The 14,798-nt window shown below is 70.6% G+C and carries 12 protein-coding genes and 1 pseudogene; 3 read left to right on the forward strand and 10 right to left on the reverse strand.

Annotation, left to right across the window (positions count from 1 at the left end):
• Positions 1–167, forward strand: a pseudogene (locus tag CA983_RS48230) (AI-2E family transporter); the annotation flags it as partial.
• Between the two features lie 162 nt (positions 168–329).
• Here the strand turns inward: CA983_RS48230 and CA983_RS28490 are convergent.
• Positions 330–863 (reverse strand): alkyl hydroperoxide reductase, encoded by a 534-nt coding sequence (locus CA983_RS28490; protein ID WP_086603698.1) that lies wholly within the window; start codon positions 861–863, stop codon positions 330–332.
• Positions 864–866: 3 nt separating this feature from the next.
• Positions 867–1,421 carry a peroxiredoxin gene (locus CA983_RS28495; RefSeq protein WP_086603699.1) on the reverse strand — a complete coding sequence of 185 codons (555 nt, stop codon included), beginning with the start codon at positions 1,419–1,421 and terminating at the stop codon, positions 867–869.
• A gap of 133 nt (positions 1,422–1,554) precedes the next feature.
• On the opposite strand from CA983_RS28495, the gene CA983_RS28500 reads away from it, so the two are divergent.
• Positions 1,555–2,505, forward strand: coding sequence for a LysR substrate-binding domain-containing protein (locus CA983_RS28500; protein WP_167407484.1), 951 nt, complete (start codon positions 1,555–1,557; stop codon positions 2,503–2,505).
• Between the two features lie 28 nt (positions 2,506–2,533).
• On the opposite strand, the gene CA983_RS28505 is transcribed toward CA983_RS28500, so the two are convergent.
• From CA983_RS28505 to CA983_RS28525, 5 genes are all read right to left on the reverse strand, one after another.
• A complete protein-coding gene (locus tag CA983_RS28505; RefSeq protein WP_086603701.1) occupies positions 2,534–4,867 on the reverse strand; it encodes an ABC transporter permease in 2,334 nt (777 codons plus the stop codon).
• Positions 4,864–5,553, reverse strand: coding sequence for an ABC transporter ATP-binding protein (locus tag CA983_RS28510; RefSeq protein ID WP_086603702.1), 690 nt, complete (start codon positions 5,551–5,553; stop codon positions 4,864–4,866). The genes CA983_RS28505 and CA983_RS28510 overlap by 4 nt, the downstream gene beginning before the upstream one ends.
• Positions 5,550–6,074, reverse strand: coding sequence for a PadR family transcriptional regulator (locus CA983_RS28515; protein WP_086603703.1), 525 nt, complete (start codon positions 6,072–6,074; stop codon positions 5,550–5,552). The genes CA983_RS28510 and CA983_RS28515 overlap by 4 nt, the downstream gene beginning before the upstream one ends.
• A gap of 112 nt (positions 6,075–6,186) precedes the next feature.
• A complete protein-coding gene (locus CA983_RS28520) occupies positions 6,187–6,432 on the reverse strand; it encodes a type II toxin-antitoxin system antitoxin (RefSeq protein ID WP_086603704.1) in 246 nt (81 codons plus the stop codon).
• On the reverse strand, positions 6,429–7,364 hold the full coding sequence (locus CA983_RS28525) for an SPFH domain-containing protein (RefSeq protein WP_086603705.1): 936 nt from the start codon (positions 7,362–7,364) through the stop codon (positions 6,429–6,431). The genes CA983_RS28520 and CA983_RS28525 overlap by 4 nt, the downstream gene beginning before the upstream one ends.
• Before the next feature lie 261 nt (positions 7,365–7,625).
• Here CA983_RS28525 and CA983_RS28530 point away from each other — a divergent pair, with 261 nt between their 5' ends.
• Positions 7,626–9,932: a transglycosylase domain-containing protein gene (locus CA983_RS28530; protein ID WP_086603709.1), complete on the forward strand. Its 2,307-nt coding sequence runs from the start codon at positions 7,626–7,628 to the stop codon at positions 9,930–9,932.
• Between the two features lie 189 nt (positions 9,933–10,121).
• Here CA983_RS28530 and CA983_RS28535 read toward each other — a convergent pair whose 3' ends face one another.
• The 3 genes from CA983_RS28535 to CA983_RS28545 all read right to left on the reverse strand — a co-directional run bounded on the left by CA983_RS28535 (position 10,122) and on the right by CA983_RS28545 (position 14,728).
• Positions 10,122–12,263, reverse strand: a complete 2,142-nt coding sequence (locus CA983_RS28535) for a SpoIIE family protein phosphatase (protein WP_086603706.1) — start codon at positions 12,261–12,263, stop codon at positions 10,122–10,124.
• 301 nt (positions 12,264–12,564) lie between these two features.
• Positions 12,565–13,257: a cytidylyl-2-hydroxypropylphosphonate hydrolase gene (gene fomD, locus CA983_RS28540; RefSeq protein WP_086603707.1), complete on the reverse strand. Its 693-nt coding sequence runs from the start codon at positions 13,255–13,257 to the stop codon at positions 12,565–12,567.
• An 82-nt stretch (positions 13,258–13,339) separates the two neighbouring features.
• The gene (locus CA983_RS28545) at positions 13,340–14,728 is read right to left on the reverse strand and encodes a class II fumarate hydratase (protein ID WP_086603708.1); all 1,389 of its coding nucleotides are present in this window, start codon (positions 14,726–14,728) and stop codon (positions 13,340–13,342) included.
• Positions 14,729–14,798 lie beyond the last annotated feature (70 nt).

The following is a 14,798-nucleotide window of genomic DNA, read 5'->3' on the forward strand; positions in this document are numbered from 1 at the left end:
GGGGTGCGGTGGTGGCCGTGCCGTTGGTGGCCGTGACGAACACGGTGGCGGGGTATCTGCGGGCGTATTCGCGGCAGTCGGCGTTGCGGCATTCCGTGCGGCCTCGCGGGGCGACAGCGATGGGGCCGGTGGAGCAGCCCGGCCCTTCCGAGGCGCCGTCGGAGTAGCCCCGACCTCCCAGGGGGATCCGCCCCCTGGACCCCCGGGCCTATGCCCACCCGCCGCCCGAAGCGGTCGGACAAGAGGCCGCACTCGAAAAGCAGAAGCAGGGCCCTCGCCCACCGGTCAGGTGGGCGAGGGCCCCGCTGCGTGCGGCAGGCAACCGAGGGTTACTCGGACAGCACCGCCTCGGCGTCCAGCGTCACGCCGACCGCCTGGATCACGGACGCGATCTTGAACGCCTCCTGGACGACCTCGCGGTCGAGCCCGGCCTTGCGGAGCACCTGCTCGTGGGAGTCGAGGCACATGCCGCAGCCGTTGATGGCGGAGACCGCGAAGGACCACAGCTCGAAGTCGACCTTGTCGACGCCGGGGTTGCCGATGACGTTCATCCGCAGGCCCGCGCGCAGGTTGCCGTACTCGTGGTCCGAGAGGAGGTGCCGCGTGCGGTAGAAGACGTTGTTCATCGCCATCACCGCGGCGGCGGACTTGGCGGCCGTGTACGCCTCGGGCGACAGGTTCGCCTTCGCCTCCGGCTCCAGCTCGCGCAGCACGATCGGGGAGCGCGAGGCGATCGCGGTCGCGAGGACCGTGCCCCACAGCTGCTGGGCCGGCAGGTCGGAGTTGCCGATGACCGAGCCCAGGTTGAGCTTCAGGTCCTTGGCGTAGTCCGGGATGCGGGACTTCAGGGAGTCGAGGGACATGCCTCACTCACCAGCCAGCAGCTTGACGGGGTCGAGGGTCTCGTCGCCCTTCGACCAGTTGCAGGGGCACAGCTCGTCCGTCTGGAGCGCGTCCAGGACCCGCAGGACCTCCTTGGGGTTACGGCCGACCGAACCCGCGGTCACCATCGAGAACTGGATCTCGTTGTTCTGGTCCACGATGAACACCGCGCGCTTGGCGAAGCCGTCCTCGTCCTCGATGCCGAGCTCGCGCATGAGCTCGTGCTTGGGGTCGGCCATCATCGGGAACGGCAGGTCACGCAGGTCGTCGTGGTCCTTGCGCCAGGCGTGGTGGACGAACTCGGAGTCGCCGGAGAAGCCGAGGACCTGGGCGTCGCGGTCGGCGAACTCGTCGTTCAGCTTGCCGAAGGCGGCGATCTCGGTCGGGCACACGAAGGTGAAGTCCTTGGGCCACGCGAAGACGACCTTCCACTGACCCTCGTAGGTCTTGTGGTTGATCTGCTGGAACTCCTTGCCCTTCTCCAGCGAGACGCAGGCGGTCAGATCGAACTCGGGGAACTTGTCACCGACAGTGAGCACACGCTCTCCTTGCAGCGAAGAAACACCCGGATTGCGGGAGTTTCCCATGGGTTGGACGTTATTGATGTTGGCACAGGGGCGATTGATTACGGAAATAGCTACACTCGGTCGGGTTGATCGGAGGTAGTTATCAGTGACTGTGGGTAATAAGCGCAGGCAGCCCAGCCTCGCCCAGCTGCGGGCCTTCGCGGCCGTCGCCGAGCACCTGCACTTCCGGGACGCGGCCGGGGCGATCGGCATGAGCCAGCCCGCTCTCTCGGGTGCCGTCTCGGCGCTGGAGGAGACACTCGGAGTGACGCTCCTCGAGCGTACGACGCGCAAGGTGCTGCTCTCGCCCGAGGGCGAGCGGATCGCCGTGCGGGCCAAGGCGGTGCTGGCCGAGGTGGGCGCCCTCATGGAGGAGGCCGAGGCGGTCCGGGCCCCGTTCACGGGGGTGCTGCGGCTGGGGGTCATCCCGACCGTGGCGCCGTATCTGCTGCCGACCGTCCTGAGGCTGGTCCACGAACGGTATCCGCACCTCGACCTCCAGGTGCACGAGGAGCAGACCGCCTCTCTCGTCGAGGGCCTCGCCAACGGCCGGCTGGACCTGCTGCTGCTCGCCGTGCCGCTGGGCGTGCCGGGTGTGGCCGAACTGCCGCTGTTCGACGAGGACTTCGTGCTCGTCACGCCGCTCGACCACTGGCTCGGCGGACGCGAGGGCATTCCGCGCGAGGCGCTGCGGGAGCTGAACCTGCTGCTGCTGGACGAGGGGCACTGCCTGCGCGACCAGGCCCTCGACATCTGCCGGGAGGCAGGCCGTGAGGACGCGCCGGTCACCACGACCGCCGCCGGGCTGTCCACCCTGGTGCAGCTCGTCGCGGGCGGGCTCGGCGTCACGCTGCTGCCGCGCACCGCCCTCAAGGTCGAGATCTCCCGCAGCAGCCAGCTCCTCACCGGGTACTTCACCGACCCGGCCCCCACCCGCAGGGTCGCTCTCGCGATGCGGGCAGGGGCCGCGCGCGGCGCCGAGTACGAGGAACTGGCGGCCGCCCTGCGGGAGGCACTGCGGCCGTTGCCCGTACGGGTGCTGGACCAGGACGCCTGACGGTCCGGCGCGGAAGAGCCTGAGGCTCCTACTCGGTCCGCAGCCCGTCCGGCCGCATCATCCTCAGCAGCGGCGGCAGGCTCAGCAGCGTCACCACCAGGACGACGCCCGCGCCGATGCCGGTCATCGACAGCACGCTCGGCCAGTCCACCCGGACGGACTGGTTCACCATCCGCAGCAGGACCGCGCCCAGGGCCATGCCCACCGTCGCGGCGAGCAGCAGGCCCAGTCCGATCGGGATCGCCGTCTGCCACAGCACGGACAGGCTGAGGGTGCGGCGCCGGGTGCCGAAGGCGACCAGGGACGACAGCAGCTTGCGGCGTTCGCGCAACTGTTCCAGCTGTGAGACCAGCAGGCTCGCGCCGATCAGCGCCAGCACGCACGCGGCGCCGACGAGCAGGCCGGTGCGGATGGTCGCGAAGCGGTCGTTGCGCTCGACGGCGTGCCAGACCATGGGATCGGCCGTGGGCTCCATGCGCGCCGCCGTGTTGCGCGCGTACTCGTACGCGTTCGGCTCGGCGGGGGCCAGGCTCAGGTAGAGCTCCTTCTCGGCGAACGAGGCGAGCGTCGTGAACGGCGCACCTGGCGTGACCAGGATGCCGCCGCGCTCCGTCCCGGTGGGGTCCTCGCGGGACTCGGCCCGCCGGATGTCCTGCGGCACGGTCCAGGAGAAGTGCTCCCCGGGCCGGTCCTCGTCGGCGCCGTCGAACCACAGCTTCTTGCCCGGTTTGGCCAGCTTGGCCGTGTCGGTGTCGTACTTCGCCCCGTGCACGGCGAAGACGTCGCCGTCGCGGCAGGAGGGCAGCGTGGCCACCTCGCGCAGTGCGGCGCAGTCGCCGAGGGTGACCTGGACGAGGGAGCTCGCGTCGGTGTGCCCGTCGGCGAGGTAGGTCTCGGCCAGGGCGGTGACCTTGTGGACGCCCCGGGTGTCGCGGAACTTCTCGGCGGTGGAGGCGAGTTCGAGGTGTTCCGGCACGTGCACCTGCATCTGGGCCCGCGAGACGTCGTACTGCGACGCGGCGGTGTAGTTGCTCTCCACTCCGGCGAACAGCATCTGGAGCGCGATCGCCCCGGCCACCGCCACCGCGATGCCGTTGACCATGCGGGCCGCCGCACCACTGCTCAACTGGAGCCTGCGCACCGCCAGTTGCCAGGCGATCCCGCCGGAGCCGAGCCGGGCGACGACCCTCTCCACGATCCAGGGCAACAGGGCCGTGACGCCGACGAGCAGGAGCATCACTCCGCCCACGAGGAGGTACTGGTTGAAGGTCCCGCCGTCGTCGCCCTGCCCGACCATCGGGACGAGCATCGCGAGCCCGCCCAGCGGCAGCAGCAGCCGCCACCACAGCCGGCGCCGCGCGGGCTTGGCCGTACGCACCACGCCGAGCGGCTCGATGACCACCCCGCGCAGGGCGAGGAGGGTCACCAGCACCGCGGCCGTCGGGACCGACACCGCGACCAGGGCGGCCAGTAGGGGAGAGGGGTTCAGATAGCTCGGGAACACGCTGACGCGGTACACCTCGAAGGAGGCCGCCAGTTGGCGTCCGAGCAGGAAGAATCCGGTGCCGAGGACGAGCCCCAGCACGGATCCGGCGAGGGCCTCGCCGGCGGCGATCCGCCGGGTCATCCGGCTGTCGGAGCCGACCAGCCGCAGCGCCGCCAGCCTGCGGTCGCGCCGCTCGCCGCCGAACCGCACGGCCGCGGCGATGAACACGGCGACCGGCATCAGCAGCACCACGAAGACGACCAGGACCAGCAGGAGCAGCACCGGGTCCCACGGGTCGGAGGGCGGCAGGTCCGGATTGCCGAAGCTGTCGATCCGCGCCCCCCGGGCGTACTCGAGCCGGTCCCCGAGCCCCTTGCCGCCCGCGAAATAGGCCAGTTCCTGGGAGCCGACGAGCCCCTGCTCGCCGATGGTGCCCGTGATCCGGTAGGGCAGCCGCTCCCGCAGCAGTTTCCCGCTGTCGGAGGCGAGCAGCTCCTTCAGCGCCGGGGAGACGGCCATCTCACCCTTGGCCGGGAACTCCGAGAGCCCCGGAGGCAGCGGAGCCCGCGGGCCCTCCGGCTCCAGCATGCGCCCCCGCACGTCCCTGTCGCGGAACATGGTGTCCGTGTCCAGGACGACCAGAGTGTCCTCGGCCCTGGGTATCTTCTGCTGGGTGAACGTGTGGTCGCTGCGCGCCGCCTCACGCCGGTTCCGTTCCGCCAGCGCGTTCGGGATGGCGGTGGTGAGCAGCAGCAGCGCCACGCCGAGCCCGACACCGACGGCCGTCAGCAGCGCCCGGATCCACCCCTCCCGTCCGCCCGCGAAGGCGAACCGGACCCCCATGCCGAGATCCCGCGCCCACTGTGAGGCGCTCATACGACGCGCTCCATGTCCCGGGACCTGCCGTCGCGTACGACGATCTCGCGGTCGGAGTACGCGGCCACCCGGGCCTCGTGGGTGACGAGCACCACGGCCGTGTTGGCGGACCGGGCGGCGTCCGTGAGCAGCTCCATCACGCGCTCGCCGTTGAAGGAGTCGAGCGCGCCGGTCGGCTCGTCGGCGAACACCACACGCGGGTTGGTGACCAGCGCGCGGGCGACGGCGACCCGCTGGCCCTGGCCGCCGGACACCTCGCCGGGCCGCTTCTTGCGCAGCTCGTCGACCTCCAGCCGCTCCATCCACGCCAGCGCGGTCCGCTCGGCCTCCTTGCGGGACGACCCGTTGAGGCGCAGCGGGAGCGCCACGTTCTCCACGCAGGTGAGTTCGGGCACGAGCTGGCCGAACTGGAACACGAACCCGAACTCCGAGCGCCTGAGCGCACTGCGCTCCGCGTCGCTCATCGCCGTCACCTCACGCCCGTTGTACGTGATCGAGCCCGAGTCGGGCGGCACGATCCCGGCGAGGCAGTGCAGCAGCGTCGACTTGCCCGACCCGGACGGGCCCATCACGGCGACGACCTCGCCCGGGTGGATGGAGAACTCGGCACCGTCGAGCGCGGTGGTCGGCCCGTACGCCTTGCGCAGGTCCTGGGCGGTGAGCAGCGAACCGGCGGGAATCGTCACCGGGCCACCGCCTCACGGAGCTTGTCCAGACGCGCGGCGGTCAGTTCCAGCCAGCGCAGGTCCGCCTCCAGGTGGAACAGGGCGTGGTCGCAGATCAGCTGGTCGGCCAGGTCGCCCTTGCGCTTGCGGTCGGTGAGGATCCGCATGCTGCGCAGGTGTTCCGAGCGCTGCGTGTCGAGGATGTCGCCGGCGTCGCGGTGGGTGAGCAGCGCGAGGACGACCTTGGTGTAGAGGGTCGACTGGAGGTACGGCTCCGGCTTCTCCGGCGTCGCCAGCCAGCGTTCGACGTCGGTGATGCCGGCCTCGGTGATCGCGTACCGCTTGCGCTCGGGCCCGCCGCCGGCCTCGATGCCGTCGACCTCGACGAGCCCGTGCTTCAGCAGCCGGGACATCGTCGAGTAGACCTGGCCGTAGTGCAGGGGCCGGTCGTGACCGAACTTCTCGTCGAAGGCCCGCTTCAGGTCGTAACCGTGGCGCGGGCCGGACTCCAGGAGCCCCAGGAGAGTGTGACCGATGGACATGACCAGGACTGTACACGGGGTGTATACGTGGCATGTATACGCCGAGTGTGCAGTTCATGGCGGGCGGTACGGGTGCGCAGGTCGGGGGCTGTTGTCACGGTTCCGCAACAGGCTAGTGCTCTGAGCCTCCGGGCGGTCGTCCACGCCGGGGCAGTGGCCCGGTCTCCCGCGGCAGCCGCCCCGCTTCGGCCAGCGCCTTCCGCAACAGGAACTCGATCTGCGCGTTGGCCGACCGCAGTTCGTCCCCGGCCCACCGCGCCAGCGCCTCGTACACCGCCGGGTCCAGCCGCAGCAGCACCTGCTTGCGCTGCTGCTGCGGCCGGCGCCGGGAACCCGGACCCTCGGACGGCTCCGTCACTGGTACAGCGACCCGGTGTTGAGGACCGGCTGCGCGGCGCGGTCGCCGCACAGCACCACCATCAGGTTGGAGACCATCGCCGCCTTCCGCTCGGAGTCCAGCTCGACGATGTCCCGCTCGGTGATCCGGGCGATGGCGGCCTCGACCATGCCCACCGCCCCGTCCACGATCTGCCGCCGGGCCGCGACGACCGCTCCGGCCTGCTGCCGCTGGAGCATCGCCGAGGCGATCTCGGGGGCGTAGGCGAGGTGCGTGAAGCGCGACTCGATGATCTGCACGCCGGCCGCCTCCACGCGCGCGTGCAGTTCGACGGCGAGCTTCTCGGTGATCTCCTCGGCGTTGCCGCGCAGCGAGAGGCCGTCCTCCTCGTGGGCGTCGTAGGGGTACTCGATGGCGATGTGCCGCACGGCCGCCTCCGTCTGCGTGGAGACGAACTCGACGTAGTCGTCCACCTCGAAGATGGCCTGGGCGGTGTCCTCGACCCGCCACACCACGACCGCGGCGAGCTCGATCGGGTTGCCGTAGGCGTCGTTGACCTTCAGGACGGCGGTCTCGTGGTTGCGGACGCGCGTCGAGATCTTGGTGCGCGAGGTGAGGGGGTTCACCCAGCGCAGGCCGTCCTGCCGGATCGTCCCGCGGTAGCGGCCGAACAGCTGGACGACCCGGGCCTCGCCGGGCGCCACCATGTTCAGTCCGCACATGGCCAGGAACGCTGCGAGCCCGACCAGGATGCCGCCGATGATCAGCACGGCCTTGGCTCCGCCCCCGTCGACCGATGTGGCGGCCGCGATCAGCCCGGCGCCGGCCAGCAGGCCGAGCAGGCCGAGCAGCAGGGCGAGCCCGCCGCCGATGCTGTGCGCGGCGAACTCCCGCACGCGGGGTGCCGGCATCTCGGGCACGTCGGCGGTGACCTGCGGTTGGGGTGTGGACATGGGTGATCCCCCGTTCCTCCCGGGAAGCCACTCCTGCATAGCTTCCATCTATCTAAGTGATATCACTTTTCCGCGCCCTGGCAACCCTGCGCGTGTCTCGAACGTCGGTTCCGTTGGGATGGGTGCTGATTGTCACGTCCGCAAAGGGCCGGATCGGCAGCCCTATCTCTTATCTCCCGGTGTTAGCTTTCTGAGCTGACCTGAGCGGCGAACCTGTGTGACATGTGAGCACACATGAACGAAGCGGAGCGGATCGGACCCATGGGACGAGCGGAAGAAAGACGCGCCAGACAGCGCGGTGGGCGCCGGGCGGCACCCAAGCGCCGCCGCTCGTCGGGCGCGCCCGGGAAGAGCGGCATACGCAGGCTCTTCACCTGGAAGAAGGTCCTCGGCACCTTCTTCGGCCTGTGCCTGCTGGGCATGGGCGCCTTCGTCGTGCTGTACATGATGATCGGGATCCCCGAGGGGAACGCCGACGCCAAACGGCAGAGCAACATCTACAAGTACAGCGACGGCACGATCATGGCCCGCGACGGCAAGGTCAACCGCGAGGTCGTCGATCTGTCCAGGGTCCCGAAGAAGGTGCGGCTCACCTTCGTCGCAGCCGAGAACAAGACCTTCTACAAGGACGCCGGCGTCGACCTCAAGGGCACCGCCCGCGGCCTGCTCAACACGCTCTCGGGCAAGGGTGCGCAGGGCGGTTCGACGATCACCCAGCAGTACGTCAAGAACTACTACCTGACGCAGGAACAGACCGTCTCGCGCAAGCTGAAGGAACTGGTCATCTCGCTGAAGCTGGACCGGGAGAAGTCCAAGGACTACATCCTCGCCGGCTACATCAACACCAGCTACTACGGCCGCAACGCCTACGGCATCCAGGCCGCCGCCCAGGCCTACTACGGCACCGACGCCGAAAACCTCACCGTCGAACAGGGCGCGTACCTCGCCGCGCTGCTCCAGGCCCCGAGCCAGTACGACTGGGCGGTCGCCTCCCCGACGGGTAAGAAGTTGGTGAAGGCCCGCTGGAACTACGTCCTGAACAACATGGTCGAGGAGGGCTGGCTGAGCCGGTCCGAGCGTGACGCCTTGAAGTTCCCGGTGCCGAAGGACCCCAAGCCCGCCCCCGGTATGGAGGGCCAGAAGGGCTACCTCGTCAACGCGGCCAACGCGGCACTGGAGAAGCAGCTCGTCGCCGAGGGCACCGCGGACAGCACCAAGGAAGCCGAGGCGATGGTCAACGCCGGCGGCTGGACCGTCACGCTCAACATCGACAAGAAGAAGCAGGCGGCGCTGGAGAAGTCCGTCCAGCAGCAGCTGAACAGCAAGCTCGACCCCGCCAAGCGCAAGGTCGACGCGAACGTCCAGGCCGGTGCCGCGTCCGTGAACCCGAAGACCGGCGCGGTGGTCGCGATGTACGGCGGCGAGGACTACTTCAAGCACTACACGAACAACGCCACCCGCTCCGACTACCAGCCGGCCTCCACCTTCAAGCCGGTCATCCTGGCCGCGGCCCTGGAGGAGCAGGCGAAGACGCAGGACGGCAAGCCGATCACCGCGAACACGGTCTACGACGGCACGAGCAAGCGCCAGGTCGTGGAGGACGGCAGCAAGGTCGGCTTCGCCCCCGAGAACGAGGACGACCGGAACTACGGACCGATCTCCGTCCAGACGGCGATGAACAAGTCCGTCAACTCCGTCTTCGCACAGATGGGCGTCGACGTCGGCATGACCAACGTGGTGGACGTCGCCGGCAAACTCGGCATGGACACCAAGAACATGGAGGCCGTGCCCGCCCAGACCCTGGGCAGCATGGGCGCGAGCCCCCTGGAGATGGCGGGTGTCTACGCGACCCTCGCCAACCACGGCAAGCAGGTATCCCCGGCCCTCGTGAAGTCGGCGGAGCACCTGAACAAGACGGTCACCATGTCCGACCCGGTCGGCGACCAGGCCATCAGCCGCGAGGCCGCCGACACGGTGACCTCGGTGCTGACCGGCGTGGTCGACGACGGTACGGCGCAGGCGTCCGTGCGGAACAACCCCAACCGCGACGGCCAGCAGGTCGCGGGCAAGACCGGTACGTCCGACAACAACAAGTCGGCCTGGTTCACCGGCTACACGCCGAACCTGGTCACCTCCGTCGGCCTGTTCGGTGAGGACGCCAAGACCCACGCTCAGGTCCCGATGTACAAGGCGGCCGGCAAGCCCCGGATCAACGGCGGCGATTTCCCGGCGCTGATCTGGGCGTCGTACACCTTCGGCGTGATGGGCGACACCAGCAAGTTCGACCTGGACACCCAGCAGGGCGCGGCCGTCCAGCCGACATGGACGCCGACACCGACGCGGGAACCGACCAAGGAGCCCACGCAGGAACCGACGACCGAGGAACCGTCGACGTCGTCGCCGCCGCCGACGACGGAGGAGCCGAGCAGCTCGCCGCCGCCGAGTCCGTCGACGTCATCGCCCACCTTCACCCCGCCGACGGCCCCGGAGACGACACCGCCGAACGACGGCGGAGGGGGCGACCCGTTCGACCCGGTCAAGCCGGGCGACGGACGGGGCGAACAGTAGGAGGCACGGCGAGGGGCGCCCGGCGAACACCGGGCGCCCCTGCGCTGAGCGGTGCTGTCGTCAGGCGGTGGGACGGGTGTTGTCGTTCCCGGCGGCGTTGGCGGGAGCCGAAGCGAGTGCCAGAAGGACCGCCCCCGGAGAAGCTCCGGGGGCGGTCCTGTGCCGGTTGCCGTCACGCGTCCGGGACGGTCAGCTGCGGTTGAGCTCGAACCAGACGACCTTGCCCGTGCTGAGCCGGGTCGCGCCCCAGCGCCGGGCCAGCCGGTTCACCAGGTACAGCCCGCGGCCGCCCTCGTCCGTGGCGCGCGCCTGCCGCAGGCGCGGCAATTGCGGTACATCGTCGCCCACTTCGCACCGCAGGACGTCCGTCCGCAGCAGCCGGAGCGTGACCGGCCGGGTGGCGTACCGCACGGCGTTCGTCACGACCTCACTGACCAGCAGCTCGACCGAGTCGCTGAGTTCCTCCAGGCCCCAGCGCTGCAGCGCGCGCCGGGCCAGGCGGCGGGCCCGGCCGGGGGCGGCGTCCTCCGGCTCCAGGAACCAGTACGCCACATCGCTGGGCGCGATGCCGTCGAAGCGGGCGGCGAGCAGCGCGATGTCGTCGTCCCGGTCGCCGGGGCCGAGCATGTCGAGCACCTCGTCGCACAGCGCTTCCAGGGGCGGCGGATGGTCCGGCCCGGTGAGCTGCGCGGTCGCGGCGAGCTTCTCCCGAAGCTGCTCGATGCCGGTCCACACGTCCCGCAGCCGGGACTCGACCAGGCCGTCGGTATACAGCAGCAGGGTCGCGCCTGCGGGCGCGTCCAGCTCCACGGCCTCGAAGTCGACGCCGCCGACCCCGATGGGGGCACCGGCCGGCACGCGCAGCACCTCGGCACGGCCGCCCAGGTGGAGCAGGACGGGCGGCGGGTGACCGGCGTTGGCGATGGTGATGCGGTGCGCTACCGGGTCGTAGACCGCGTAGAGGCAGGTCGCCATGCGGTCCACGCCGAGGCGCTGGGCCTGTTCGTCGAGGTGGTGCAGGACCTCCTGCGGCGGCAGGTCGAGACCGGCGAGGGTCTGGGCGGTGGTGCGCAGCTGGCCCATGATGGCGGCCGAGGTCATGGAGTGGCCCATGACGTCGCCGACGACCAGGGCGACCCGGCTGCCGGGCAGCGGGATGGCGTCGTACCAGTCGCCGCCGACCCGGGCGGTCTCCGCGGCCGGCAGGTAACGCGAGGCGAGCCGCACGCCGGTGGGGCGGGGCAGCGTCTCGGGCAGCATCGTGCGCTGGAGCTCGTCCGCGATGTAGGCCTCGCGGCCGTACAGCACGGCCTTGTCGATGCCCAGGGCGCTGTGCGTGGCGAGCTGCGCGGCCACCAGCAGGTCGTCCGGCTCGAAGGCCATGCGCTCGGGGCGGCGCAGGAACAGGGCGGCACCGATCACCCGGCGCCGGCCGCGCAGCGGCGCGAGGATCGCGCGCTGACCGGGCGGTACGGCGAACTCGCCGCCGTCACCGAGCAGTTCGGGCAGCGCGGCACGGGCCGCGGGGGCGTCGGTGAACACCGGACGCACGCCCCGCAGCACCTCGGCCAGCGCGCTGCCGGGCCGTACCTCGCACAGCTCGGCGCCGACCGTGTCCAGCTCGTTCGGCTCGGGCTGTGTGGCCGGCAGGAAGCCGTTCTCCGTGTCGCGCTCCGCCGGTATCCGGTCGGTGCGGCGCAGCCGCAGCACCAGCGGGCCCGTGGGCCGCTCATCGCCGACGGGCAGCGGGTCGCGCAGATAGACCAGGATCGCGTCGGAGAACGTGGGCACGGTGGCCCGGCACAGCCCCATCACGATCTCGTCGAGATCGATGCCGCGGGCGATCCGCCGGGTGGCGGCACCCACGAAGCGCAGCCGGTCGCCGTCCCGCCGCATCGGCGTGGGCCGGCCGGGCGGCAGGCTCTGGCCGCTGCGGCGCTCATGCCCGTCGGGGCCGGGCGCCGGCCGGTCCTGTTCGTCGGCCGGCTGGACCGGAATGCCCTCGGGGACGGGCCGCGGCCGAGGAGTGTCGCGCTCGGCGGTCTGCTCGGTACCCGGCTGGGAATGCTCGGAGGCGTCGCTCACGGTGTCCTTGCCCTTGCCGAACGGCGTGGAGGTGCCCGGCTCCGACGTGCCCGGCGTGGTGTGCGCCGTCGTGAGCGGAGCGGTGACGTCGCCGCCGCAGCGGCCCTGTACCGGTAAGGCGCCCGCGCCGGGCGCACGCGCCGGTGTCGAGGTGTGCAGGAGCGCCCCGCGGGGGTCCGCGGGGTCGACGCCCGGCTGCGGGCGTTCGAAGGAGATCGGCTGCTCCGTCACGCGTGTCGAATCCATCCGTCCGGGGCTGCACGCCAGAGGTGCAGTAGGTCCCGCCGAAACTCCGATACCCGGAATACGTGCCCCAGGAACGGAATTCCCGCGTGGTCAGAGGTTGTCGCTGTGCCACCGGCGGACCGTCTGCGGCCCTGGGGGCCTGTGACGCAGGCCTTGCCGGTGTTGCCCTCGTACCCCTCGCTCACGTCCTGCCGCCCCTCGGTGACGATCGGTCAAGCCCAGCGCGTGCTCCGTCAGTTGCCGCCGCGCGCCCTTGCGGAGGACGATCCTACGTTTCCTTCCCGGGGGCGCAGCAAGGGTCTCATGAGGACACTTGCGCGGGCGTACGATCCCAGTCCTCCGGCAGTGACGGTACCGTCCAGGACGGATCCGGGCGCCAGTGCTGCCAGCCTTCCGAGAACGGCGGCCCCCAGGCGCGGATCACCTCCACGGCGGCGCGACCGGCCGCCCGTACCTTTTCGGCCTGCTGGTCGTCCATCAGGCCGTCCCGCAGAGCCTGGGCGAACTCGTCCTCGTCGCGCCAGTGCCACGTGCGGTCCGGGTGCACGGAGATGTCCAGGAAGTGGTCGACGGAGTCCACCCCGCCCTCCCAACGGGCCAGCGGCTCCTCCAGGTTCACGTACCAGTTCTTGAACCGCCAGCCCGGCTCCCAGAACAGCCACACCGACCAGGGCTCGCCGGGCCGGGCGAGCTTCAGCACGCCCGTGCCGAACCAGCGGTCGCGCTGCACGGCCCGCGGCTTGGTGTAGCGGGACTCCAGCGGCTCCAGGTGCACGGGGGTGCCGTCGGCGAGCACGGGCCGCACGCACTGAGTGCCGGGCGCCAGCCACACGGCGAGCAGCTCCGCGTCGTCCCGCACCACGGTGACGGGACGCGCGATGTGGAAACGCGCGCCGCCGTTCTCCCGGTACCGCCACAGGATCTCGCTCCCGGGCTCCCAGAAGCCTGCCGCACCACCCGTTTCCACGCGTCTCACCGCTCCACCGTCTGCCATGCACAGATATTAGGTGCCATGGGCATGCGACGCTGCGGCGCGTGTCACGGTTCACGCGCCGGGCGCCTTGCGCGGCGAACTGTCACGGGTGCGTCATCCGCAGGACATCCAGCGCCTCGTCGAGCTGCTCCAGGGTCAGGTCCCCGCGCTCCACGTACCCGCTGTCCAGGACGACCTGACGGATGGTCTTCCGCTCGGCCAGCGCTTTCTTGGCGACCTTGGCGGCCTCCTCGTAGCCGATGTACTTGTTGAGCGGCGTGACGACGGACGGCGAGGACTCGGCGTACTCCCGCGCCCGTTCGCGGTCGGCGGTGATGCCGTCGACGGTCCGGTCGGCGAGCAGCCGCGTGGCGCCTGCGAGCAGCCGCACGGACTCCAGCACGTTCTTCGCGATGACGGGCAGCATGACGTTGAGCTCGAAGTTCCCGGCGGCGCCGGCGGTGGCGACGGTGGCGTCGTTGCCGACGACCTGCGCGCACACCATGAGCACGGCCTCCGGAATGACGGGGTTCACCTTGCCCGGCATGATCGAGGAGCCGGGCTGGAGGTCGGGCAGGGCGATCTCGGCGAGGCCGGTGCGCGGCCCGGACGACATCCACCGCAGGTCGTTGGCGATCTTCGTCAGCCCGACCGCGATGGTCCGCAGCTGCCCGCTGGTCTCGACGATGCCGTCCCGGGCGCCCTGCGCCTCGAAGTGGTTCCGGGCCTCGGTGAGGGGCAGCCCGGTCGTCCGGGCGACCTCCTCGATCACGGCGGCGGAGAAACCGGGCGGGGTGTTGATCCCCGTGCCGACGGCCGTACCCCCCAGGGGCAGTTCGGCGAGCCGGGGGAGGGACGCCTCCAGCCGCTCGATCCCGTACCGCACCTGTGCGGCGTACCCGCCGAACTCCTGCCCCAGCGTCACGGGCGTGGCGTCCATGAGGTGGGTCCGCCCCGACTTCACGACATCGGAGAACTCCTCGGCCTTGCGCTCCAGGGAGGCGGCGAGGTGGTCCAGGGCGGGAATCAGATCACGGGTGACGGCGGCGGTGGCGGCGATGTGGATCGAGGACGGGAACACGTCATTGGACGACTGGGAGGCGTTGACGTGGTCGTTCGGGTGAACGCTCTTGCCCAGCCGCTCGGTCGCGAGGGTGGCGATGACCTCGTTGGTGTTCATGTTGGACGAGGTCCCGGACCCGGTCTGGAACACGTCGACGGGGAAGTGCGCGTCCCACTTCCCCTCGGCGACCTCGCCGGCGGCCTCCTGGATCGCCCCGGCGACGTCCTCGTCGAGCACCCCGAGCCGCGCGTTCACCTTCGCCGCGGCGCCCTTGATCCGGGCGAGTGCCTCGATGTGCGCCCGCTCGATCCGCTGCCCGGAAATCGGAAAGTTCTCGACAGCACGCTGCGTCTGAGCCCGCCACTTGGCGTCGGCCGGGACACGTACTTCGCCCATGGAGTCGTGCTCGATGCGGTATTCGTCGCTCATACCGGCTATAGCGATCGAGGGGGCGGTGATGTTCCTGGGTGGGGCGAATGGAGGTGTTGAAGGCGTGTGA

Origin of the sequence: Streptomyces swartbergensis (assembly GCF_002148965.1) — a bacterium.
GTDB lineage: Bacteria > Actinomycetota > Actinomycetes > Streptomycetales > Streptomycetaceae > Streptomyces > Streptomyces swartbergensis.

Coding starts and splice junctions, on each gene's coding strand:
- CA983_RS28490 (WP_086603698.1), bottom strand. CDS start 863: ATGTCCCTCGACTCCCTGAAGTCCCGCATCCCGGACTACGCCAAGGAC.
- CA983_RS28505 (WP_086603701.1), bottom strand. CDS start 4,867: ATGAGCGCCTCACAGTGGGCGCGGGATCTCGGCATGGGGGTCCGGTTC.
- CA983_RS28515 (WP_086603703.1), bottom strand. CDS start 6,074: ATGTCCATCGGTCACACTCTCCTGGGGCTCCTGGAGTCCGGCCCGCGC.
- CA983_RS28525 (WP_086603705.1), bottom strand. CDS start 7,364: ATGTCCACACCCCAACCGCAGGTCACCGCCGACGTGCCCGAGATGCCG.
- CA983_RS28530 (WP_086603709.1), top strand. CDS start 7,626: ATGGGACGAGCGGAAGAAAGACGCGCCAGACAGCGCGGTGGGCGCCGG.
- CA983_RS28535 (WP_086603706.1), bottom strand. CDS start 12,263: ATGGATTCGACACGCGTGACGGAGCAGCCGATCTCCTTCGAACGCCCG.
- fomD (WP_086603707.1), bottom strand. CDS start 13,257: ATGGCAGACGGTGGAGCGGTGAGACGCGTGGAAACGGGTGGTGCGGCA.
- CA983_RS28545 (WP_086603708.1), bottom strand. CDS start 14,728: ATGAGCGACGAATACCGCATCGAGCACGACTCCATGGGCGAAGTACGT.